The 23705-nt window shown below is 72.7% G+C and carries 19 protein-coding genes; 7 read left to right on the top strand and 12 right to left on the bottom strand.

What is annotated here, in order from left to right:
• Positions 1-8: 8 nt before the first annotated feature.
• From ACZ44S_RS01515 to ACZ44S_RS01465, 11 genes are all read right to left on the bottom strand, one after another.
• On the bottom strand, positions 9-725 hold the full coding sequence (locus ACZ44S_RS01515) for a flavodoxin family protein (RefSeq protein WP_466923129.1): 717 nt from the start codon (positions 723-725) through the stop codon (positions 9-11).
• 69 nt (positions 726-794) lie between these two features.
• Positions 795-2099 carry a TrpB-like pyridoxal phosphate-dependent enzyme gene (locus ACZ44S_RS01510; protein ID WP_466923126.1) on the bottom strand — a complete coding sequence of 435 codons (1305 nt, stop codon included), beginning with the start codon at positions 2097-2099 and terminating at the stop codon, positions 795-797.
• Between the two features lie 43 nt (positions 2100-2142).
• Positions 2143-3366 (bottom strand): MFS transporter, encoded by a 1224-nt coding sequence (locus ACZ44S_RS01505; RefSeq protein WP_466923123.1) that lies wholly within the window; start codon positions 3364-3366, stop codon positions 2143-2145.
• Positions 3357-4601, bottom strand: coding sequence for an ATP-grasp domain-containing protein (locus ACZ44S_RS01500; RefSeq protein ID WP_466923120.1), 1245 nt, complete (start codon positions 4599-4601; stop codon positions 3357-3359). The genes ACZ44S_RS01505 and ACZ44S_RS01500 overlap by 10 nt, the downstream gene beginning before the upstream one ends.
• 10 nt (positions 4602-4611) lie before the next feature.
• Positions 4612-5388 (bottom strand): B3/B4 domain-containing protein, encoded by a 777-nt coding sequence (locus tag ACZ44S_RS01495; protein WP_466923117.1) that lies wholly within the window; start codon positions 5386-5388, stop codon positions 4612-4614.
• Positions 5389-5909: 521 nt separating this feature from the next.
• Positions 5910-7133, bottom strand: coding sequence for an MFS transporter (locus ACZ44S_RS01490; RefSeq protein WP_466923114.1), 1224 nt, complete (start codon positions 7131-7133; stop codon positions 5910-5912).
• Positions 7133-8455 carry an amidohydrolase family protein gene (locus tag ACZ44S_RS01485; protein ID WP_466923111.1) on the bottom strand — a complete coding sequence of 441 codons (1323 nt, stop codon included), beginning with the start codon at positions 8453-8455 and terminating at the stop codon, positions 7133-7135. The genes ACZ44S_RS01490 and ACZ44S_RS01485 overlap by 1 nt, the downstream gene beginning before the upstream one ends.
• A gap of 18 nt (positions 8456-8473) precedes the next feature.
• Positions 8474-9166 (bottom strand): type 2 periplasmic-binding domain-containing protein, encoded by a 693-nt coding sequence (locus ACZ44S_RS01480; protein WP_466923108.1) that lies wholly within the window; start codon positions 9164-9166, stop codon positions 8474-8476.
• The gene (locus tag ACZ44S_RS01475; RefSeq protein ID WP_466923105.1) at positions 9150-10571 is read right to left on the bottom strand and encodes a phenylacetate--CoA ligase family protein; all 1422 of its coding nucleotides are present in this window, start codon (positions 10569-10571) and stop codon (positions 9150-9152) included. Before ACZ44S_RS01475 ends, ACZ44S_RS01480 begins: the two co-directional genes overlap by 17 nt.
• A 99-nt stretch (positions 10572-10670) precedes the next feature.
• A complete protein-coding gene (locus ACZ44S_RS01470) occupies positions 10671-11258 on the bottom strand; it encodes an anthranilate synthase component II (protein ID WP_466923102.1) in 588 nt (195 codons plus the stop codon).
• Positions 11255-12724, bottom strand: a complete 1470-nt coding sequence (locus ACZ44S_RS01465; RefSeq protein WP_466923099.1) for an anthranilate synthase component I family protein — start codon at positions 12722-12724, stop codon at positions 11255-11257. Before ACZ44S_RS01465 ends, ACZ44S_RS01470 begins: the two co-directional genes overlap by 4 nt.
• A 331-nt stretch (positions 12725-13055) precedes the next feature.
• On the opposite strand from ACZ44S_RS01465, the gene pdxR reads away from it, so the two are divergent.
• The 6 genes from pdxR to ACZ44S_RS01435 all read left to right on the top strand — a co-directional run bounded on the left by pdxR (position 13056) and on the right by ACZ44S_RS01435 (position 21756).
• Entirely contained in the window at positions 13056-14525 is a 1470-nt protein-coding gene (gene pdxR / locus ACZ44S_RS01460) for a MocR-like pyridoxine biosynthesis transcription factor PdxR (protein WP_466923096.1), read from the top strand.
• 87 nt (positions 14526-14612) lie between these two features.
• Positions 14613-15596, top strand: coding sequence for a hypothetical protein (locus ACZ44S_RS01455; RefSeq protein WP_466923632.1), 984 nt, complete (start codon positions 14613-14615; stop codon positions 15594-15596).
• Positions 15597-15635: 39 nt separating this feature from the next.
• Entirely contained in the window at positions 15636-17483 is a 1848-nt protein-coding gene (locus ACZ44S_RS01450; RefSeq protein ID WP_466923093.1) for an HSP90 family protein, read from the top strand.
• 2 nt (positions 17484-17485) lie between these two features.
• The gene (locus ACZ44S_RS01445) at positions 17486-20605 is read left to right on the top strand and encodes a hypothetical protein (RefSeq protein ID WP_466923090.1); all 3120 of its coding nucleotides are present in this window, start codon (positions 17486-17488) and stop codon (positions 20603-20605) included.
• A gap of 151 nt (positions 20606-20756) precedes the next feature.
• The gene (locus ACZ44S_RS01440) at positions 20757-21599 is read left to right on the top strand and encodes a helix-turn-helix domain-containing protein (RefSeq protein ID WP_466923087.1); all 843 of its coding nucleotides are present in this window, start codon (positions 20757-20759) and stop codon (positions 21597-21599) included.
• Complete coding sequence (locus ACZ44S_RS01435; protein WP_466923083.1) at positions 21565-21756, top strand: DUF397 domain-containing protein; 192 nt, start codon at positions 21565-21567, stop codon at positions 21754-21756. The genes ACZ44S_RS01440 and ACZ44S_RS01435 overlap by 35 nt, the downstream gene beginning before the upstream one ends.
• Before the next feature lie 6 nt (positions 21757-21762).
• Here the strand turns inward: ACZ44S_RS01435 and ACZ44S_RS01430 are convergent, their stop codons facing one another.
• Entirely contained in the window at positions 21763-22422 is a 660-nt protein-coding gene (locus ACZ44S_RS01430) for a pirin family protein (protein ID WP_466923630.1), read from the bottom strand.
• A 62-nt stretch (positions 22423-22484) separates the two neighbouring features.
• Between ACZ44S_RS01430 and fasR the strand changes: the two genes are divergently transcribed.
• A complete protein-coding gene (fasR, locus tag ACZ44S_RS01425) occupies positions 22485-23690 on the top strand; it encodes a fatty acid biosynthesis transcriptional regulator FasR (RefSeq protein ID WP_466923080.1) in 1206 nt (401 codons plus the stop codon).
• The last annotated feature ends 15 nt before the right edge of the window (positions 23691-23705 follow it).

Genomic DNA, 23705 nt, shown 5'->3' with positions numbered 1-23705 from the left:
GCCGGTCGTCAGGCGGGACGCCGGTCATGGTCGACGAGGAGCGGGCGCGGGCGTACGACGCGCTCGTTCTGGTCGTCGATGGGCAGCACGGGCTCTCCGGTCGCCGCCTGGTGACGGCGCAGCAGCAGCGTCATGTCCACCATGCGGTGGGCCATGCGCTCCAGGGCGTCCACGCCCTCGGGGTCGTCGAGGCCCGGTTCCTTCGACGTGTTGCGCAGCAGGGCCGGGAAGCCGCTGCCCACCAGGATCATCCGGTTGAGCAGCAGGTTGTCGACGAGCTGGTTGTGCACGGAGGCGTCGCTGTAGCGGCGGGCGGTGACGATGATGCCGCCGACCTTGTTGGCGAGCGGCCGTTCGAAACGCAGGTAGCCGACGCCGGCCCGTTCGATGAAGATCTGCATGAGGTGGGCGAGGCCGAACCCGTGCACCGGCACGGCGTAGATGATGCCGTCGGCCTGCCGCATCCGGTCGATGACGGCGGGCATGTCGTCGCGCAGCGTGCACGGGCTGGTGCGGTTGTTGCAGTCACCGCACGGGCTGCACGGCGAGATGCGGTGCTCGCGCAGGTACACGGCCTGGAACTCGGCGCCGCGTTCGCGCACCAGTTTCCCCGCGTACTGGAGCGCCAGGTCGGTGTTGCCGCCGGCCCGCTCGGACCCCGAGATGCCGAGGATGACGGGCCGGTCCCCTCGTATGACCTGCGGTGTTCCCTGTGCTGTGAGCATGGTCTCCCCCTGTGGTGGTAGCGGGGCGGGGCGGGCTCCCCGTCCCGCCCCGCCGTCGTCGCCATGGCGTCAGTCGGTCAGCTTTCCGCCGAAGTAGTCGATGTAGGCCTGCATGTCGAAGTGGCCGTGCCCGGAGAGGGAGAACAGGATGGTCCTCGCCTCGCCGGACTCCTTGCAGGCGAGCGCCTCGTCGATGGCGGCGCGCACCGCGTGCGTGGACTCCGGGGCGGGCACGATGCCCTCGTTGCGGGCGAAGGTGACGCCCGCCTCGAAGCACGCGGTCTGCGGCACCGCACGCGCCTCCAGGTAGCCGAACTCCTTGAGCTGGCTGATGATCGGCGACATGCCGTGGTAGCGCAGGCCGCCGGCGTGGATGCTCGGCGGCACGAAGTCGTGGCCGAGGGTGTGCATCTTGGTCAGCGGTGTCATGCCCGCGGTGTCGCCGAAGTCGTAGTCGAAGCGACCCTCGGTCATGGTCGGGCAGGACGCAGGCTCGACGGCGACGGCCCGCACCGGGCGCCCGCCGCGCAGCTGCTCGCCCAGGAACGGCAGCGCCAGACCGCCGAAGTTGGAGCCGCCGCCCGCCGCGCCGATCACGATGTCCGGGTAGTCCTCGGCCAGCTCCATCTGGAGCTGCGCCTCCTTGCCGATGATCGTCTGGTGCATCAGGACGTGGTTGAGGACCGAGCCGAGCGCGTACTTCGCGGTGCCGCCGCTGCTCACCGCGGCCTCCACCGCCTCGGAGATGGCGAGGCCGAGGCTGCCCGGGGAGTCGGGGTCGGCGGCGAGGGCGGCGCGGCCGGCCTCGGTGCGCTCGCTGGGGCTGGCGGTGACGGTGGCGCCGTAGGTCTCCATCAGGCCGCGGCGGTAGGGCTTCTGCCGGTAGCTCACCTTGACCATGTAGACCTCGCAGACGAGGCCGAAGTACTGGCAGGCGAGCGACAGGGAACTGCCCCACTGTCCGGCGCCGGTCTCCGTGATGAGGCGTTCCACGCCGGCCTGCTTGTTGTAGTAGGCCTGCGGGACGGCGGTGTTGGGCTTGTGGCTGCCGGCCGGGCTGACGCCCTCGTTCTTGAAGTAGATGCGGGCCGGGGTGTCGAGGGCCCGCTCGAGGCGGCGCGCCCGCACCAGCGGGCTGGGCCGCCACTGCCGGTAGACGTCCAGCACGGCGCCGGGGATGTCGGTCTCGCGCTCGGTGGAGAACTCCTGGGCTATCAGTTCCGCGGGGAACAGCGGTGCGAGGTCCTCCGCGGTGACGGGCTGCCGGGTGCCGGGGTGGAGCATCGGGTCCAGCGGCTTGGGCAGGTCCGCCACCACGTTGTACCAGGTGGTGGGCAGCTGGTCCTCGGAGAGCAGGAACTTCGTCTGCGACATGGGTGCTTCCCCCTGTGTTCGTCGGTGCTTCGGGACGGGTGGTCTAGGTGCCGGCCGGAGCCTCGGCGGGCTTCGGCTCGGATGCGGCCGTCGCGGCGGCCGAGGGCCTGATCCGCAGTACGGCGTAGGCGGCCATGCCCACGAGCGGGGCCGCGAGCATGGTGAGGAAGACGGGCTGGTGGCCGTGGGCGGTCCACAGGACGCCGAGCCCCGCGGGCACCGCGAGACGGGCGAGGCCCAGGACGAAGCCGTTCAGCGCCATGAAGGTGCCGACCCTGCGCTCGTCGACGTGGTCGGCGACGTAGGTGGGCACGACTACCGAGACGATGATCTCGCCGAGTGTCCAGATCACCGTGGACAGCAGGATCGCCGGCAGCGAGAAGGCGACGACGATGACGGCGAGGCCCAGGGCCCACAGCGCTCCGCTGACGAGCAGCAGCAGCTTGGTGCCGCGGCCCCGCATGCGCTTCTCCAGGAACAGCCCGAGGCCGACCACGACGACGCTGTTGATGGTGTAGACGGCGCCGACCAGGCCGGCCGACTGGTCCAGGACCGTGGTGACGGCGAGCGGCAGTGTGTATTCGAGGCCGATCAGCGGCACGACGTAGAAGAAGGAGACGAGCACCACCAGCAGGACGTCGTGGTGGCCGAGCGGCCCCGTGCGCGCCTTGTCCTTGCGGCTCCGGTCCCGGTGGGGACGGTCGCGGGGCACCCACAGGGCGATCAGCACGGCGCACGCCAGGCCGGCGAGGATGTTCCCCGCGAACATGATGTCGTACGAGTACGCCGCCGCGACGCCGCCGAGGAGCGGGCCGATGCCCATGCCGAGGTTGTTGCCGACGTAGTTCACCGTGTAGGCGAACGGCCGCTGTTCGGGCTCGGTCAGATCGGCGACCAGGGTGTTGGCCGCCGGTCCGAACATGCCCATGCCGACGAGGGCGATGAAGAGCAGTCCGGCGTACGTCCACGGGGGGCCGTCCAGCACGGCGAGGCCGAGATACCCCGCGGCGTTCAGCACCAGGGCGCCGAGCAGCGCGGTGCGCCGGCCGCGCAGGTCGCACACCGGCCCGCTCAGCAGGCTGCCCACGAGCAGGCCGGTGCTGCCCACGGAGATCAGCAGCCCGGCCTCGCCGGCGCTGAGGTCCTTGCCGCGCACCAGGTAGACGGCGAGCAGCGGGAAGACGAACATGCCCGCGCGGTTGATGAAGGAGGCGAGGAACAGCACCCGGAGGGCGACCGGGAGCTCCCTCAGCCGCGTCAGCCACATGAGGACGCCTGCCCGTCGTCCGCCGGCACGGTCTCCACGCGGAAGGCGTCCCGTACGGTCTTGAAGCGGGCCCGCACGTCCTCGAAGTCGGTGCCTTCGCACACGTACCAGCCCAGGACGTCGTTGGAGGCGGTCGGCGGGGCCAGGACGTCGCCGACCCCCTTCCACACGTCGGCGTCCAGGACCTTCTCCAGTGCTTTCAGTTCCTCGGGGCCGGTGATGGCGGTGATGCGTCCGTACCGGTCCGAGGCCAGGTACTCGGTGCCGATCTCGGGGCCCAGCCGTGCCTCGGTGCGGTGCGCCGGGTCGAGTTCCAGCCGGCACCACTCACCGGCGAGGTTGATGCCGCGGCCGGCCTCGATCGCGGGGACGATGGAGCCGCCGCCGGCCCGGGCGCCCGCCTCCCCGAAGACGACGTCGCCGTCGTCGAGGAGGAAGAACTCGGCGTGCACCACGCCGGTGCCGAGGCCGAAGCCGCGCAGCACCACGGTGTTGAGGTCGAGGATGCGCCGCTCGGCCGGTGACAGGTCGTACTTGCGGGAGACGGTGCCGCCCGGTTCGTCGCGGTACTCCAGGATGGAGTACGTGTAGCGGGAGAGCTGGGCGAAGACGGGCTCGCCGTCCTTGAAGAGCGAGTCGACGTGGTACTCCGTGCCGCGGACGAACTCCTCGACCCGGTACTCGTGCCGGTCGTCGCCCATCTCGTCCCAGACGCGCTCCAGCGCCTCGGGGCCGTCCACCCGGTAGGTGCGGCCGCAGGCCCATCCCGCGTACGGCTTGACGACGATGGGGTAGCCCACCTCGGCCGCGAACTCGGTGACCGCGCCGACGGTGTCCGGGCGGCAGGACCGGGCGACGCGCACGCCCAGTTCCTCGGCCCGGCGGTGCATCACGTTCTTGTCGCGGAAGTTGAGCGCCTGGTCGGGGGTGAGGCCCGGGATGCCGTGGTCGCGCCGGGCGCGGGCGGCGGGCAGCACATCGCCCTCGAACAGCGGGAAGACGCGCTCGACGCGGTGCTCGGCGACGATGCCGTCGACGGCGGCGCGTACGGCCGCCGGGTCGTCGAGGTCGGCGTGGTACTGCGCGAGGCCGTCGGCCTCCGGTGCCTGCCACCCGGTGGGCAGCAGCACCACGGTGGACACGCCGAGACCGGCGGCGGCCTCCACGACACTGCGGAACTGGGCGGCGTAGCGTCCGGCGGCGGGCCGGTAGACCACCAGGATCGAACGGTTCATGACCTTCTCCTCATCCACGCGTCGCGGTCGAAGGGGCTGCGAACAGCTCCACCCGGGTGGTGGTGCCGTCGAGGATCCGGGGCGGTTCCCAGGCGGCGCCCAGGTCGGTGAGCGCCTCGGTGAGCCGCCCGAGCGTGTCCTCCACCTCGCCCCGGCCGCCCTCGTGCGCGGACTCGACGGTGAGCAGCAGCCTGCGCCGTCCGAGGTCCGTCCTGACCACGTCGCCCTGCCGCCAGTTCCAGCGCCGTGAGTGCGCGCGGTCCCGGGCGTCGGCGTAGACGACCTCGCCGGGCTCGGGGTGCTCGGGGGCGTCGGGCGCGCCGAGCGGCAGATGGACCTCGCCGCCGTGGGCGAGCCGCACGGTCAGCTCGTCCTCGATGTCGCCCACGTCGCAGGAGGCCACGGGGAGCCGGCTCTCCAGGGACACCGCGTTGCACAGGTCCACCAGGGAGTTGATGCGCGGCAGCCGGTCGCCCCTGGCCACCCGGCGCAGCACCGACTCGGCGGCGCAGGGGAACCGGTTGGGGTTGACGCCCATCTCGCGGTAGGCGTAGCGCCAGGCGGCGATGGACACGAGGGCGGAGACGTCCGCCTTGGAGAGCTCCGCGGCGTGCAGGGCGTCCTCGGCGGCGGTCAGCCGGTCCGCCACCTTGGGGGCGTCCGCGACGACGTCGGCGTCCGGTACGGCGATCAGGCCGAGGACGTAGCCGGGCACGCGCTCCCGCAGTCGCGTGTCGACGCCGACGGCGAGGGGGCGGGCATCCGGTTGGGGGCGGTCGCTGTCCATGGGGTGTGGTCCTTCGTTCTCGGAAGTTTCGGAGGCCGGGCCTTTGATGACGGATCGACAGTAGGGAGCGGTCGGGTGGCCGGCGGTGGCCAATTGCGGAGCAAAGCGTGAGGCCACTTGCGGTGCCCGACCTGTGCTCGGACACGGAGTCCCGCACCCGTCACGACCGCCGGACCCGCCGCCACCACCACGCACCGTCACCGCCCCCGCCGCGGCACCGCACACGCCCAGCACACCCGCGTCCCGCCGGGGCGCGGCGGCCCGCCCGTCCGCACCGCGCATCTCCGCCACGGCGGCGAGCCGGCACCGGGACGCCCGCTCCGTACCGGCGCGGAGCTCGTGCCGGTACGGACGCCCGACGCCCGTGCAGCCGGGGCGGCGTGGCCCGGCGCGCGGTCGGCGCCCGCCTGCGAAGCCCGGCGTGCACCCCACCCGCAGCCCGCAGGCGCCGGGCTGCGCCACGCTCCCCGCCCAAGCCCCGCCCCGGGAGCTCAGAGGAACCGGGAGGGCCGTCGTCGCGGTCAACCGGGCTTTCGAGCGGGCTCGGGGGAGGCGCGACCGGTGTCGGTGGAGGGGGAGGGAGACCGGGTGCGGAGTGCGGTCACCGCCGTCAGGAGACCGACCGCCACCAGTGCCGCGCCGAACTGACCGAGGCGGTCCACCCCGTGCGTCTCGCTGTGGCTCAGCACCCGCCCGCCGAGGAAGCCGCCCAGGGAGATCCCGGCGAAGGTCGCCGACGAGTTCAGGGAGAGCAGGAGCGGTCCGGAGGCCGGTGCGATGGTGAACAGCCGGTGCTGCTGCGGCGGCTGGGTGGCCATCGCCGTCACCCCCCACGCCGCCATGGCCACGACGGCCGTGGTCAGGGAGTCCCGGGTCAGCGGCAGTGTCACGAGGACGGCGGCGAGTCCCGCGAGGGCGGCGGCCAGCACCGGGGCCGGGCCCCAGCGGTCCGTGGCGCGCCCGCCGGCCACCGTGCCGCCCACCGCGAAGACGCCGAAGACGAGCAGCAGCAGGGCGAGCACGGTGCCGTCGCCGTCGGTCGCCGGGGCGAGGACGGCGCCGATGTACGTCAGCGCCAGATAGCCGCCCGTCATGAACGCCAGCGTCGTGAGCACCGTGCTCAGCACCCGCGGGTCCCGCACCGGCGCGAGGCGGGCCGCGAGCCCCGGCGCGGCGGGCAGCCGCACGTCGGGCAGCCCGAGGGCCACGGCGACGGCGCACACCGCGCCGAGGCCGGCCAGCAGCCAGAACGTGGCGGCCCAGCCCAGGTCGGCGGCGAGCCAGGTGCCGAACGGCACTCCCGCGAGGGTGGCCGCCGAGAGCCCGCCGAGCACCACCGCCATGGCCCGCCCCCGGCGTTCGGGGGCGGCCAGGGCGGCGGCCGACGCGGAGGCGGCGGGAACGTAGAGGGCGGCCCCGGCCGCGGTCAGGACCCGCGCGGCGAGGAGGGCGCCCAGCCCGTCGGCGAGTGCGGAGGCCGCGTTGCCGACGGCGAACACGGTCAGCGAGACGACCAGGACGCGGCGACGTTCCAGGCGTCCGGTGAGCGCTCCGAGCACGGGCGCGAGGACGGCGTAGGTGAGCGCGAAGAGCGTGCTCACCCAGCCGGCGTCGGCGAGGCTCGCGTCGAGGTCACGGGCGACCTCGGGCAGCACCCCGGACACCACGAAGGTGTCGGTGCCGATGGCGAACGCGCCGACGGCGAGCAGCGGCGTCACGGGCAGCACGGCGCGGGTCCCGGCCATCACGCGGCTCCCGCGGGGGCCGGGGCCCCGTCGACGTCCGTGCCGCGTGCGGCGCCGGTCCGGAAGGGCTCGGCGCTGCCCGCGACCGGTTCCCCGCCGAGCAGCACGAGTTCGATGCCGCCGGGCCGGCTCAGTACGGAGATGTCCTCGGCCGGGTCGTCACCCGTCACGACGAGGTCGGCCAGGCGTCCGGCCTGCACCGTGCCCGCGTCGTCGCCGCGTCCCGCGAGCCGGGCCCCGTTCGCGGTCGCCCAGGTGAGGACGGTCGGTGCCGGGATGCCCGCCATCGTGACGTACAGCTCGAGTTCCTTGGCGTAGGTGCCGTGCGGGGTCCAGGCGAAGCCGAAGTCGTCGCCCGCCACCACCGGGATGCCGCGCTCCGCCATGATCGGCAGGATGCGCAGGGTGTTGGCCACCTCGGCCTCGAACTCCAGCGTCTCCAGGTACTCCGTGGTCTTGCCGTGCCGCGTCCCCGTGGTCAGCAGCATGTGCGGCTGGTAGAGGCTCGGTACGACGAACATCCCGTGCTCGGCGATCGCGTCGAGCGCCGCGTCGTCGGCGTAGGTGGCGTGGTCGATGACGTCGACGCCGGCCGCGATGGCGTTGCGGATGCCCTGGAGTCCCCGGGAGTGGGCGCGGATCCGGGCCCCGTGCTCGTGGGCGGTGCGCGCCGCGATCACCAGTTCCTCGGCGGTGAAGAGGAGTTCGTGCGAGCGGCCGTTGGGGAAGGTGTCGTCGCCCGAGGAGAAGACCTTGACGATCTCCGCGCCCTGCGCGATCTCCCCGGCGACGTACTCCGCCATCTCCTCCGGGGTGTCCGCGAGGCGCATCAGGTCACTCGGGATCCGCTTCCTGACCTCGGGGTTGCGGCGCTCGGGCGGCCCGGACACCATCAGGTCCCGGCTGCACGGGGTGATCCGGGGGCCGCGCAGCTCCCCCGCGTCGACGGCGCGGCGCAGCGCCATGTCGATCCCGGCGACCGAACCGGCGCCCACGAAGGCGGTGTAGCCGAGGGCCAGCAGGTTCTCCGCGTTGCGCGCGGCGGCGAGGGTGACCTCGGGGACCGAGTGCTTGAAGAGCATCTCGCGCCCGTCGAGGATGTTCAGATAGGCGATGTGGGTGTGCCCGAGCGTCATGCCGGGCATCACCGCGCGCCCGTCGAGGTCGAGCACGTCGATGCCGGGGGTGTGCAGCGGGGCGAGTCCTTCGGGCAGTACGGCCTCGATGCGGTCGCCGTCGATCAGCACGCTGTGCCGCGGCAGGGAGGGCCGGCCCAGGCCCTCCTGGACCGTGGCGCGGTGGAGCAGGGTTCTGCGTGACACGTCGAATCTCTCCTGTGTTCAGGGTTGCCGGTTCGCGGTGAACGGCTCCTCGTGCTCCCGGGAGCGTTCGAAGAGCGTCCAGAGGATCTCCGCGCCGGGCCGGGTCGCCACCCAGCGCAGTCCGTGCGCCCGCACTCCGGGGGCGTTGGTCACCGCGAGCCGGGCGCCGCCGCCGGCGACGATCTCGGCCGCGTGCTGGGTGGAGGACGCGTCCACCCAGTGGACGTCCCGGTCCCGCAACGCCGGCGGCACCACCTCGGCGTAGATCCGCCGGACCTCCCACATGGCGGCGACGGACAGCGGTCCGTCACCCGGCGGGACCCGGTCTGCCGCTCCGGCGGCGATGCCGTACTCCGGTGTGGCCCGCGGGAAGAACGCGCGCAGGCGCAGATCCGGGTGCCAGTGGAAGCGGGTGAGGCCCGCGTAGGCGCTGGGTACGAGGGCGAAGTCGAGTCGTCCCTCGAGGAGGTGGTCCAGCACCTCGTCGAAGGTGCGGAACAGCCGCACGCTCAGGCCGTGCCCCGCCGCGAGGAAGCGCGCGGTCAGGTCGCTGGAGGTCCCCTCGGGGCCGAGTGTCCCGAGGACGGCCCCCGGGCGCGCCGCCCATCTCTCGGACAGCTCGCTCCAGCGGGCGGCGTACTCGCTCGCCAGGGTGCGGGGCAGCGGCACCGCCCGGGCGGATCCGGCGGTGAGGTCAGTTCGTGTAGCCACGGTTCGCCGCCATCCGCTGTGCCACCGAGGTCTCGTGGTCGGTCGCCGTGCGCCGGTCCACCACACGGGCGGCCTTCCAGCTCACGAACGCGCCGGTGCTGACGATCGGGTCGAGTCCGTCGCTGAGTTCGACCGTGACGGGCACTCCGAGGGCGTTCGCGGTCCGCGCGCGCACCTCGTCGGCGACCGCCTCGGGGTCGGCGGTGAGAGCCGACAGGAGTTCCAGGCGTACCGTGAGCCGGTCCTGTCCGGTGTCGTCCTGCTCGATGACGACCTGGTACCCGGCGGACCCGGTGACCCCCGTCATCACGGCGGTCTCGATCTGGCCGGCCGTGAACCGCCGGCCGCCGAGGTCGATCCGGTCCAGGGTGCGCCCGACGATCCGTACGAGGTCTCCGGGCATCTCGCAGTCGCAGTCGGACTCCGTCACGGACACCGCGTCACCGGTGCGGTAGCGGACCAGCGGCTTCACCCCGTCCATCAGCATGGTGAGCGTCAACTCGCCCGTTCCTCGGGGGCCGTGGGACTCGCCGGTCTCGGGGTCGACCACCTCGACGACGTAGTTGGTCTGGGAGAGGTGCATGCGCTTGTTGCGGCAGGCGGTCGCGACGACGAACGCCTCCTGGGAGCCGTAGAGGATGTTGTAGACGTCCGCGCCCCAGACCGTCTCCAGGTTGTGCGCGAGGGCGGGCGTGCACATCTCGCCGGTGACGAAGAGCAGCTTGACCGCGAAGTCCCGCCGCAGGTCGTAGCCGTAGTGCTCGGCGGCCTTGGCGAGGGTGAGGGCGACGCCGGGCGTGCAGCAGACGACCTCCAGTTCCAGGTCCTTCATGAGCTGAAGGGCCTTCCGGAAGCCGATGACGGGGGAATAGGGCCAGATCTTGGCGTTCATGGAGCCCGTGTTGCGGGCGATGTCGCCGAGCGTGTCGCCGAACGAGTGCACCTCGGTCGGCCCCATCAGGCCGATCCGCGGGGCGTGCGTGCCGAAGTGGTGCCGGAAGATCGAGGCCCAGGACTCGGTGACGTGGGCGTTGCTGGCGACGATCTCCCGCCCGTCGCGGGGACAGGGCGTGGCGCGGCCCGTGGTGCCGGTCGTCTCGTAGAAGAACAGGGCCTCGGCGAGCGGCCGGCTGAGGACGTCGAGCATCTCCTCGCGCAGGTGGGCCTTGGTGGTGAAGGGCAGGGCCGTGAGGTCGTCCGGGGTGACGGCGGACAGGTCGGCCTGTTTCAGGTGCCGTGCGTAGAACGGTGACCGGGTGCTGACCTGCTCCAGCACCGTGGCCAGCTGGCTGCGGCGCCAGGCGTCGAGGTCCGCCTCGCTCAGGGTGCGGGCGTAGAAGGCGCGGTGCACGGCGAGGTACCGCGCGGCGAACTCGGCCGCGGGTCCGTGCGTGGGAAGCCACATGGGCGTGGGGTCCTTTGCTTGGTTCGATGGTGATGCCGCGCGCGGGCACGCCGGGGCGTCCCAGCGGCCTGCGGGAGTGCGGGTGGTGGGGCGCGGCCCCTAGCGGAGGGCGCCGGCAGCGGCTGCGGCGCGGGTCAGGAAGGTGCCGAAGAGCCGCATCCCGTCCTGGGTCATGACGCTCTCCGGGTGGAACTGCACCCCTTCGACGTCGAGGTCCTGGTGGCGTACGCCCATGACGCAGCCGTCGTCCGTGGAGGTGGCCGTGACCACGAGCGGCGCGGCCGGCCGTGCGATCACCAGGGAGTGGTAGCGGGTGGCCGTCAGCGGGCTCGGCGCCCCGGCGAAGACGCCCTGCCCGTCGTGCTCGACCGGGCTGGTCTTGCCGTGCATCAGCCGCTCGGCGACCGTGATCCGCGCCCCGTAGGCGAGGCCGATGGCCTGGTGCCCCAGGCACACCCCGAGCAGCGGGACGCGCCCGGCGAAGGCGTGCACCAGCTCGACGTGCCCGGAGTCCCGCGGGTGCCCGGGTCCCGGCCCGAGGACCACCGCGTCGGGCGCCGACGCCACCAGCGCCTCGACGGAGCGGGTGCGGGAGCGCACCACGTCGGTCCGTGCGCCGAGGCTGAGCAGGTACTGGTCGATGATGTGGCTGAAGCTGTCGTACGCGTCCACCAGCAGGACCCTCATGCGAGCAACTCCTCGCCGGTCAGTGCCCAGTGGGCGGCGCTCATCTTGGCCAGCGTCTCGCGCCATTCGGCGGCCGGCTCGGAGTCCGCGACCACCCCGGCCGAGGCCTGGGTGCTGTAGCGGTCCCCGTCGTGGACGACGGTGCGGATGCACAGCGCGAGGACCGCGAAGCCGCGTACGTCGACGAGGCCGAGGGCGCCGGCGTAGATGCCGCGCGGCCCGTCCTCGATGTCGTGGATGATCTCCATGGCGCGCAGCTTGGGCGCGCCGGTCATGGTGCCGGCAGGGAAGGTCGCGCAGATGGACGCCCAGACGTCGACGCCGTCACGGATCCGGCCCGAGACCGTCGACACCAAGTGGTGGACGTAGGCGAAGCGTTCCACCTCCATCATCGTGTCGACGCGCAGCGTGTCCGGCTCGCACACCCGTCCGATGTCGTTGCGGCACAGGTCGACGAGCATGACGTGCTCGGCCTGTTCCTTGGCGCTCGCCCGCAGTTCCGCGACCCGGCGGGCGTCCTCGGCGGGGTCGGCCGCCCGGGGCGTGGTGCCCGCGATGGGCCGCATCGAGAGGGTGCCGTCCTGGATGCGCACGAACAGCTCGGGGCTGGCCCCGATGACCGTGCGGCCCGCCCAGGGCACGAGGTACATGTACGGCGAGGGGTTGCGGTGGCTGAGCCGCCGGTAGACCTGGAGGGGCGTCAGCTCGCTCTCCACGTCGATGCGGTGGCCGATCTGGATCTGGTAGCTGTCGCCGACCCCGATGTGCTCCAGGCACCGCCGGGCGCGGCGGGTGAACGTCTCCTCGTCCACCGTGTCGCGCACCGAGCGGGGCTCGGGCGCGTCCGGGACCGCCGCCCGCGCGGCGCCCCGTGCCCGGGCCCGGTCCAGGGCGGCGGGCAGGTCCGGTGCCGGGCCGCCGAGCCGGGGCCCGCGGGCGGCGAGACGGCGGAGTCCGCCGCCGCGCAGGTCGTACCAGAGGGTGTCCTCGAAGAGGGTGAGCGTGCACCGCGGCAGGTCCGCCCCGGGCCGCGGGGCGGGCAGGTCCTCCATGGCCCAGGCCGCCTCGTAGGAGAGGGTCGTGAGGAACCCGAAGGCGAAGGTGCCGGTGGGCACGTCGGTGTCGACGTCGAACACGTCCTGTACGGCACGCAGCACCCGCCACACCGTGTCCGGGCCGGCCAGGGGCCAGCTGCGGATGCCGTCGTCACCGGCCGGCGGGCGGCCGGTGACGGCCGTGACGGCGGCGGTGAGCGCCTCCCCGAGGCCCCCGGACGCCACGAGTTCCACGCGGTCGGCGTGGACCCGCAGTTCGGCCAGCCGTCCGCAGCCGACGGCGGCGAAGTGGCGGTCCTGGTCGGGTCCGTCGAGGCTCTCGAAGAGATAGACGTCGTCCGGTGTCCGAATGGCGGACAATTCCTCGTAGAGATTGAGGGCGTCCACGTAAGGAATTTCGTCGGACGTCACCCGAACCGCGATTTTCTCCGTCCGTGCGGGTGCCGCGCGCCCAGAATGGTTTCCTCCGGATCGGGGTGGTCCCTGCTCGCCCGATTCCTGCGGCAACACCGCGGCCGATTCCACCGATACCAATGACACAACGCTTGCCTTTCGATCGCCAGGATCGCAGGGGGCGTCGAAGAATTGGTCCTCACACACCTGTGGGAGCGCCCCTCCGCCGGGCGCAACACCGCACATCGCACGCTCCGGACGGCATCGTCCGGATCCCCCCTGCCACACCGGCCACCGGACCTGAACCGGCGCCGAATGCGCGTGCGAGGCAACTCCATCAAATGTTTCAATGCCCCGGCCATACCACTTCGTTGCTTCAAGAGGAGACCACTTGTCGCGGCACATCGCGCTCACGGTGGACCGGGATTCGCGGCTTCCCCTGGCCCTGCAGATACGCGACTCACTCCGTGCGTTGGTTGAGAACGGAACTTTAAAGCCTGGAACTCGAATACCCTCCAGCCGTCAGCTCGCCCTCGACATCGGGGTTTCCCGGAGCGTCGTGGTCGAGGCGTACGACCAGCTGACGGCCGAGGGGTATCTGACCGGCCGCCGCGGTTCGGGCACCTCCGTCACCGCGCACACCGGGGCGGACGCGGCCGCCTCCGCCCTCGCCCCGCTCCCCGAGGAACCGGCCCCCGGCGCCCGGTGGGACCTGCGCACCGGCCCCACCGACACCGTGGACTTCCCCCGGACGGAGTGGCTGCGCTGCGCGACCGCCGTGATCGGCGGGGCCGGCCGCCAGGAGCTCGGGTACTCCCCGCTCGCCGGAGTCCCCCACACACGGCGTGTCCTGACCGGATATCTGGGCCGGGTGCGCGGGGTCCGCGGCCGGCCCGAGGATCTGATGATCACCTCCGGTTTCGCCCAGGGCCTGGCGCTGGTCTGCCGGGTGCTGCTCGACCGGGGGCACACCGCGCTGGCGGTCGAGGACCCGGGCCACCCCGGCGAACGCGAGTTCATCGGGCAGTCGGGGCTGCGGCCCGTCGGCATTCCCGTCGACGAGGACGGGCTCGACGTGGAGCGCCTCGAGGCCAGCGGCGCACGGGCCGTGCTGATCACCCCGGCCAACCAGTTCCCGACCGGGGTGCGCCTGAGCCGGGAACGCCGCGAGCGGCTCGTCGCCTGGGCCCGCGAGGTCGACGGCTATGTGCTGGAGGACGACTTCGACACCGGCTTCCTGGATCCCGCCGACCGGCTGCCCGCCCTGCAGAGCCTCGCTCCGGACCGCGTCGTCTACGCGGGCAGCGCCAGCAAGACCCTCGCCCCGGCGTTACGGCTGGGCTGGCTCGCGGGTCCGCCGGAGCTCATGGCCTCGGTCGAACACGTGCGCGCCGGCTGGGACATCGGCTGCTCGGGGCTCGAACAGCTCACGTTCGCGCGTTTCATCGACACCGGCGCCTTCGACCGCCACCAGCGCAGGCTCCGCACCGAGTTCCGCCGCCGTCGCCGCACCGTCCGCGCCCACCTGGACACCCAGCTGCCCGGCGCCTGGCTGCCGGGCGGCGCCGGCGGGCTGCAGGCGTACGTCCGGCTCCCGTCCCACATCGACGAACAGGCCCTCGTCCGCGCCGCCCGCCGCCGCTCGGTCCTGCTGCGCGGCGGACGCGACTACTCCGTGTCCGCCGCCGGGAGTCCGCCGGCCCTCGTCATCGGCTACGCGAAGGCGAACTGCGCGGCCCTGTGCCGCAGCCTCGCGGAGGTGGGCGCGGCGTACCGGGAGCAGGAGCAGCCACCGTATTCCGTGGCCCGGCCGGCATGAACGGCATGTGAAAACTCCGTGGATGCGATGTCGGTGGCGCACCTTATGCTGCACCGGATGATCACGCGGGACCAGGGGAGGCGCGGCATGTTCGACAAGCTGTTCGGCAGGGGTGAGGAGAGACCGGCGGCGCATCCGTACGCTCTTCCGGTCCCCCGCAGGAAGAACGGGATCTACCCGCTCCGCGCGCTCGGGGACACCCGCGTACTCGCGCTCGTGGAGGCGGCCGACGCAGGGGACTGGGAGGCGGTCAAGGCCGCGCTGACCCCCTTCGACCTCGGCCGCGACCATCACGTCCTCGGTGAGCTGGCCGACCTGGACGGGGTGCAGGACTGGATCGGCCGGGCCGTCGAGGAGGACAAGGAGCACCGGGCCGAGGCGCTGCTGATATCCGGGGCGCGACATGTCGTCTGGGGCTGGGAGGCCCGCACCGCCGAGCGTGCCGTGAACGTCACGCAGGAGCAGTGGAGGATCTTCCGCGAGCGGCTGCACATCGCCGAGGAGCATCTGTTCGAGGCCGCCGAGCTGCGGCCGGAGTGGGTCACACCGTGGCGCCGGCTCCTCACCTCCGCCCGCGGTATGTCGCTGGCCCGGGCCGTCAAGGAGACCCGGCTGGACGCCGCCCTGCGCCGCGACCCGCTGGACCTGGAGAGCCACCTCGAGTGGGTCTCGCAGTTGCAGCCGCGCTGGAGCGGGGAGCCCGGTCAGGCCCTCGCGTTCGCCCGTGAGGCGTTCGCCGGCGCGCCCGAGGGGCATCGCCTCGGCTGTGTGATCGCCATGGCACACATCGAGGACTGGGTGGAGTCGGACGACTGGGACTGCCTCGACACACCCGCCGTCCAGGACGAGTTGAGGGAGGCCGCCCGGCGCAGCATCCTGCACCCCGCCTACGAGCGGCGCCCGGGCTGGCAGCACGACTTCCACATGTTCGCCATGGCCCTGTCGCTGGCCCAGGAAAGCACGGTCGCCCGGCGCGTCTTCCACGAACTGGACGGCGCCTACACCTCGTGGCCCTGGACCTACTTCGGCGATCCCGAGAAGCAGTTCGCCCGCAGACAGCGCCGCGCCTGAGCCGCCTCCCTTCCCTCCCCCTCACCTCCGGACCGTCCCATGACTCTGCCCGACACCAGCCCGCACCCGGCCGGCGCCGACCGCACCTTCCAGGTGGATCTGCGCGGCCTCGTCGATCTCCTCTCCCACCACCTCTACTCCAGCCCCCGTGTCTACCTGCGCGAACTGCTGCAGAACGCGGTGGACGCGCTGACCGCCCGGCACGCCCTCGAACCGGCCGCCCCCGCCGGCTCCTTCGGCATCCGGCTCTACGCCGACGGCTCCGCGGTGCGCGTCGAGGACGACGGCGTCGGTCTCACCGAGGCCGACGTCCACACCTTCCTCGCCACGATCGGCCGCAGCAGCAAGCGTGCGGAGCATGTCGCCGAGCAACGCGCAGATTTCATCGGCCAGTTCGGCATCGGTCTGCTCTCGTGCTTCCTGGTCGCGGACGAGATCCACGTCGTCAGCCGGTCCGCCCGTACGCCCGAAGCGCCCGCCGTGGAGTGGCGGGGTCGCGGCGACGGCAGCTACACCGTCCGTGCACTGCCCGCCTCCGCCCGCCCCCGGCCCGGCACCACCGTCACGCTGACGCCGCGCGCCGACGCGGGCGAGTGGACCCGGCCGGCGCAGGTGCACGCTCTGGCACGGCACTTCGGGTCCCTGCTGCGGCATCCGGTGACCTTCGACGACGGCACGGGCGGCGCGGGTGCCCAGGTCAACCCGGAGGCCGCGCCCTGGGAGCGCACGTACCCGACCCCGGGGGCCCGTTCCCGAGCGCTGGCCGCTTACGGCGAGGAGGTGTTCGGGTTCGCGCCACTGGACACCATCGAGCTGGACCTGCCGGCCGTAGGCCTCAAGGGCATCGCGTGCGTGCTGCCCGAGGCGGTGCCGGCCGGGCGCCGCCACGGCCACCGGGTGCACGTCAAGGGCATGCTGCTGTCCGAGCAGGCCGAGGAGATCCTGCCCGAGTGGGCGTTCTTCGTGCGCTGCGTCGTCGACGCCGAGAGCCTGCGCCCGACCGCGTCCCGCGAGTCCCTGTACGAGGACGACACCCTCGCCGCAGTGCGCGACGCCCTCGCCGAGCGGCTGCGCGCGTGGATCGCCCGCGCCGCCGCCAGCGACCCGGATCTGCTCGGCCGCTTCCTCAGGACCCACCATCTGGCCGTGAAGTCGCTCGCGGTGCACGATGACGAGATCCTGCGGATGCTGCTGCGGTGGCTGCCGTTCGAGACCACCGACGGACACTGCGCCCTCGACGAGTTCGCGCGCACCCACCGCACCGTGCTCGTGACCTCGAGCGTGGAGGAGTTCCGGCAGGTCGCGGCGATCGCCTCGGCCGCCGGGCTCGGCGTCGTCAACGGCGGCTACACCTACGACCGTGAACTGGTCCACCGGCTGCCCGAGATCAGGCCCGAGGTCACCGTCGCCGACCTGGACCCGGCGACCCTCACCGCCCACCTCGACCCCGTCGACCGGGAGACGGAGCTGGCCGCCGCGGCCTATCTCGCCCAGGCCCGTGACGCCCTCGCCGTCTTCGACTGCGACGTCGCCCTGCGCACCTTCCAGCCCGCCTCCGCGCCCGCGCTCCTGGTCGACAGCCGGGAGGCACGGCACGAACGCACCCGCTCCCAGCTCGCGCGCGAGCAGGAGGGCGGCCTGTGGGGCGACATCCTCGGCGCCCTGCGCCAGGAGGCACCGCGGGCCCAGCTCATCCTCAACCAGCTCAACCCGCTGGTCCGCACCGCCGTCGCCATCGACGAGCCCGAGCTGGCCCGCACCAGCGCCGAAGCGCTCTACGGGCAGGCCGCGCTGCTGTCCCGCCGTCCGCTCAGGCCCGCCGAGTCGAGCCTCATCAACCGCTCCTTCCTCGACCTTCTCGCCCACGCCCTCCGCAAGGACAGCTGACGATGCCGACGACCGCACCCCAGACCACCGACGAGCTGTACCAGGCGCTCCAGGCGAACGACGAGCGCCCCTACGGCCGCACCCGCACCATCACCGCCGAGGAGCTCGTCGACGCGGCCGAGCAGTTCGAGGAGACCGTCCCGCTCGTCCACGCGTTGCTCGAACTCCAGGAGGCGTACACCTACGGCTCCGAGCCGCGGAAGTCTCCCGTCGTCTTCGCCCGGCTGCTCACGCTCTTCGACGAGCGGCCCGACGTCTTCGACGAGCGCCTGCGCCACCAGCTGTTCTGGCGTTTCAAGTGGGTTGCCAACGCCCTGCGCGCACTGCCCGAGATACCGCTGGCGAGCCTGCGCACGTGGCTGACGGAGATGCGCGACCGGTACGAGAAGGCCGGCCTGGACCTCCAGCCCTACTACGGGCAGGCGTACCAGCTCGCCGCCCACGTCGGCGAGGACACCGCGCTCGCCTACGAGTTGTGGGCGGGCCGCTCCCGCAGCCGGCTCAGCGACTGCGAGGCCTGTGAGACGTGCGAGCGTGCCCTGTACCACCTCGCGGCGGGTGACGACGAGCGGGCGCTGCGCGCCTGGGAGCCGGTCCTGGCCGGGAAGGAGTCCTGCCAGGAGGAGCCGGCCCGCTCCGTGTCGTACGCGCTGCTGCCCCTGGTGCGGGCCGGCCGCGCCGACGAGGCACGCGGACTGCACCTCGCCGGCTACCGCGGCTGCCGTCGCAACCCCTCGATGTGCGGGGAGGTCGGCCGGCACCTGGAGTTCTGCGCGCTGACGGGCAACGAGGCACGAGGCCTGGAACTGCTCGCCGAGAACCGGAACCTGTTCGACGAGGTGGACTCGCCCCGGGACCTGTTCGACTTCCTCACCGGCGTGGAGGTCCTGCTCCAGCGCGTCGAGAAGCTCGGCCACGGTGAGCTGCCCGCCGCCGGGTTCGCGGGGCGCGCCTGGACGGCGGCCGGACTGCGCGCCGAGGTGCGGGAGCGCGCCGAAGACCTCGCCGCCCGTTTCGACGCCCGCAACGGCACGACGGCTCACGCCGACCGCCGCCGGGCCCGCCTCGACCGCGCCCCACTCCTGGACGCCCTGGAGCTGACCCTGCGCACCCGGGGCCTGGCCGACGTGGCCCCGGCGGCACCGGTCGCCGCACCGACCTCCGGCGCTCCCGAGACACTGCCGGAACTGATCACCAGGGCACGCGAGTTGAGCGAGCAGGGCCATCCGGACTCCCGGTCCCGCTGGGCCCACCTGCGCACACTCGTCACCGCCCGCGACTACAGCCACCCCGACGACCCGGCCGTGGGCCCGCTCGTCCAGCTCCGCGCGGACCTGCTGTCCGACGAGGCGAGCCGGGCGGGCGAGCGGGACGACTTCGCCGAGGCGGCCGCCCTCCACGAGGAAGCCGCGGCCCTCTACGACGACTCCGCCAAGCCGGGCCACGCCACCCTGTCCCGCGCCCACGCCCTCCTGGCCACGGCAGAACTCCCGGCACAGGGGGGCGCCGATGCCCCTGGAGCACAGGGCACCACCGCCGGAACGCAAGGTGACGCCGCCGGGACGGCGGAGGGCGGCGCCGTCTCCTCCCGGACACACAGCCCTGGCGCCACTGGCGCGAGCGGCACCGACGCGCACGGCGCGAACGCCTCCGCCGCCGCGGAAGCGGAGGACGCCGGCGCCGCACAGGCGCAGAGCGACGCCGCCGCCGAGGCGAAGGCGGCCGCGTTGGGTGCCGCACACTCCGGCATGGTTCGGCTGCACGAGGAGGCGTCGGGGCTCGCGCCGGAGCAGGAAGCCCGGCTGCTGCGGCTGCGGGCGACCGCTCTCGGGCTGCGTCTGCAGGCGTCGGGGAGCGAGGAGCACGTCGCACCGGTCCTCGCCGAAGCGGATCTGCTGCTGTCCTTCGCCACCCGGCACGACATCGCCGCCCAGATCTCCGGGGCCCTGCTGCTGCGGGCCACGACACTCGCCCTCTCCGGCGACCTGCCGGGCGCGCTCACCGAAACCGAAGCCGTCCTCGAACGGCTGAGGGCCCACGGCCCGGCCTGGCACCTGCCCCGTGCGCTGGCCCTGCGCGCCCGGCTGCACTTCGCCCGCCAGGACGCGCAGGCCGCGTACACGGACCTGTCCGAAGGCCTGCGGCTGGCCGCCGCATGGCCGGCCGACGTGGTCGACGCCTCCCGTCTCCACGCCGGTCTTGCCGAGGCCTGCATGCGCCTGGGCCGGCCCGACGAGGCGCTGCGGCACATGACGCGTTCGGCGGAGCTGGACCTGCGCCACGGCAGCAGATTCGACGCGTTCTGCTCCTACAGCCAGGCGGCCCAGCTCAGCCTCGACCTCGGCCGTGTCGAGGAGTGCATAGCGCTGCTGGACTCCCTCCTCACCGAACCGGACGTCACCGACGAAATGCTGGACGACCGGCTCGTCGCCCAGCTGCGCCTGACCCGCGCCCGCGCACTGCACGCCGGGGAGGACCTCAAGGCCGCCACAGCGGAGTTCGTCGCCCTCGCCGCCGAGTCGGCGGGCTGGGACGACGACCCGGGCAGCCACGCCATGATCGCCGCGGAGACGGCCGTACTCCTCGGTGAGTCCGGTGAGTTCGGCCGCGCCCGCAAGGCCGTGGACCAGGCCGTCGCCGCCCACGCCCGCGACCCGCGCTACGAGAACCTCAGCAACGCCCTGCGCGAACTGGCCCGTCTCCAGGCCCATCAGCAGGGCCCGGAGGGGCTCTCCGGCGCCCTCGCCTTCCTCAGCGACGCGGGCGCCATCGCCGACGAGGCCCGCGCAGCCGGGTACGAGGCCCAGGGCCGCCCACTGGATCCCGCGCTGGCCTACGAGTACGGCAGGGTCAACGCGTACTGCGGCGCCTACGAGGCCGCCCTGACCGCGCTGGACAAGGCCCTCACCCTGCTCGGCGCCCCGGACCCCGGCCCGGACCGGGCCGGCGAGTGGGCCGAGTGCGTACGCCTCGCAGCCGCTGTGGAGGGCATCTACCTGGAACGCCCGGCCCCCGCCCTCGCCCGCCTCGACACGGCCGTCTCCCGCCTGGCCGCACTCGGCCACACCGAGGAGACCGAGTCACTGACAGCGCTGGCGGAACAGCTGCGCGACGAGGGCTGACGCGGTCGCCCTGCGGTGCCGTGCGGCGACGAACCGCACGGCACCGCGTGCTGACCAGTTGCGTCATTCACCCCACTGCTGGACAACGCTGCGCTTACGCTCGACCACGGAACGAAACGGACGCCGTGAGGCGTTGAAGCGAGGTGCCGCCGTGGTCAACATCCAGTCGCTCGACCCCACCGCTTCCCCGCTCGACTACTACGGCTGGGAACTGCGCCGCCAACGCGAGGCACACGGCCTCAAACAGAGCCAGCTCGGCGACATCATCTTCTGCACCGGGTCGTTGATCTGCCAGATCGAGACCACGAAGAAGGTCCCGACCCGCGACTTCTCCGAACGCGTGGACGCGGCGCTCGGCACGGACGGCCTGTTCTCCCGCCTGATCGGCCTGGTGCTGCGCAGCCAACTTCCCACGTGGTTCCAGCCGTACGCGGAGATGGAGGCGAAGGCGGCATACATCTCGACGTATCAGGCGCAGTTGGTCTACGGGCTGTTGCAGACGGAGGAGTACGCGCGGGCGGTGCTGGCTACGGGCAAGCCGGAGCAGCTCGACAGTCTGTTGGGCGCCCGGCTGGAACGTCAGCGCATCCTGGGCTGGGAGAAGCCGCCCCTGACGTTGGTGATCCTCGATGAGGCCGTGCTGCACCGACCGATTGGCGGAGAAGACGTCATGCGGCGCCAACTGGGACACCTGTTGAAGTTCACCACCCATCGCTGGATGCGCATCCAGGTGCTGCCGCTGTCCAGCGGCGAACATCCCGCGCTCGCTGGAGCGTTCAACATCCTGCGCTTCGATGACCACCCCGACGTCTTCTACACGGAGGACATGATGTCCGGCCACATGACGGCCAACCCGGAGACCATCAAAGAGGCCAATCTCAATTACGCTCACCTGCAAGCGGCTGCCCTGTCCGTGAAGGACTCGGCCGCGCTGATCGCCCGCGTAATGGAGGAACGCTATGCAGACCGGACCGAGCGAGACCCAGTGGCGTAAGTCCAGCTATAGCGGTCCCAACGGCGGCGACTGCGTCGAGGTCGCCGACGGGTGCCCCACCGGTGCCGTCCCCGTCCGTGACGGCAAGAACCCCTCCGGGCCGGTCGTGACCGTCGGTGCCGGCGCCTGGCAGGCGTTCGTCGACGGTCTGCGGTAGCCGCGGTCACCGGTCCCGCATCTCCCACAGCAGCAGTTCCGCCGGGGCGTTCACGGCCACCGCATCGACGCCCTGCGCGTCCGTGATGCGGGCCGCGTCGCCCGGGGCCAGTGGCTCGCCGTCCAGTGCCACCTCACCGCGTACGACGTGGGCGTACACGTACGCCCCGTCCGGCACCGCCGTCCGCTCCCCCGGCGCCAGGCGGCGGACGTGGAGCATCGCGCCGGCCTCCGGGAGGGCGTACGGGGTGGAGTCGGCTATGCCCCGGACGACCTCGTAGGAGGGGTCGCCGCCGGGCTCGAGCGGAGCCAGCCACATCTGGAGGAAGGTGAGGGGGGCCGGGCCGGCGTTGCGTTCCACGTGGCGGACGCCGGACGCGGCGCTCAGGCGCTGGACGTCGCCGGGGCGGATCACCGTCTCGTGGCCCGTGGAGTCGCGGTGGGTCAGCTCGCCCTCCACCACCCACGTGACGATCTCGGTGTGGCTGTGCGGATGCTCGTCGAAGCCGGCGCCGGGGGCGAGGCGCTCCTCGTTGCAGGCGATCACCGCGCCGAAGCGGAGGTTGCCGGGGTCGTAGTGGGGGCCGAAGGAGAAGGCGTGGCGGGTCTCGATTCCGGCCGCCGGATCGCCGCCCTGATAGCGCTCGCGAGCGCGCCGTACGTCCATCACATGGACCACGGTAGGCCCTGGGGCACGCCCTCCCGTCCGGATAAGGCAGTCTTGTCCCCGTGCCCGAACCCGAAACCAGCACCAACGAAGCCTCCGCACGCCCCGCCCATCCGCATGCCGCGACGCTGAAGCGGCTGGAGCGGTCGTCCGGCAGCCTCGCCGCGCAGGCGATCGCGCGGATGGACGAGACGCTGCCCTGGTACCGGGCCATGCCCCCGGAGAACCGTTCCTGGATCGGCCTGGTCGCGCAGGCGGGCATCGCCGCGTTCACCGAGTGGTTCCGGCGCCCCGACGCCCCGCAGGCCATCTCCACCGACGTCTTCGGCACCGCGCCGCGTGAGCTGACCCGGGCGATCACGCTGCGGCAGACCGTGGAGATGGTGCGCACCACCATCGAGGTGATGGAGTCCGCCATCGACGAGGTGGCGGCGCCCGGCGACGAGAACGTGCTGCGTGAGGCGCTGCTGGTGTACGCGCGGGAGATCGCCTTCGCCACGGCCCAGGTGTACGCGCAGGCCGCCGAGGCACGGGGTGCCTGGGACGCGCGCCTGGAGTCCCTGGTCGTGAACGCCGTGCTCAGCGGCGAGGCCGACGAGGGGGCCGTGTCGCGGGCCGCCGCGCTGGGCTGGAACTCGCCCGAGCATGTGTGCGTGGTGCTGGGGACCGCCCCCGACGGTGACTCGGAACTGACCGTGGAGGCGATCCGGCGGGCGGCACGGCACGCCAAGCTGCAGGTGCTGACCGGGGTGCTCGGGGACCGGCTCGTGGTGATCGCGGGCGGCAGCGACAATCCGCTGGGAGTCGCGAAGTCGCTGATCGGACCGTATGCGGCGGGACCGGTGGTGGCCGGTCCCGTGGTGCCGGACCTGCTGGCCGCGACCCGGTCCGCGCAGGCCGCCGCGGCGGGCCTCAAGGCGTGTTCCGCGTGGCAGGACGCCCCGCGCCCGGTGCTGGCGGACGATCTGCTTCCGGAGCGTGCGATCGCCGGAGACCCGTCCGCGCGTGAGCAGTTGGTGGAGGAGATCTACAGACCGCTGGAGGAGGCCGGGGCCGCCCTGCTGGAGACGCTCAGTGTGTATCTGGAACAGGCGAGCAGTCTCGAGGGCGCGGCGCGCATGCTGTTCGTGCATCCCAACACCGTTCGTTACCGGCTTCGACGTGTGACAGACGTCACCGGATGGTCACCCTCCGATGTACGCTCTGCCTTCACGCTGCGGATCGCGCTGATCCTGGGGCGTCTGGTCGATGGCGATCTTCAGCCCTAGCGTTTTGTCGAGGCC

This window comes from Streptomyces malachitofuscus, from assembly GCF_055571035.1.
Note: the sequence above shows the minus strand (reverse complement) of the source record. Positions and strands in the feature narration are given on the sequence as shown.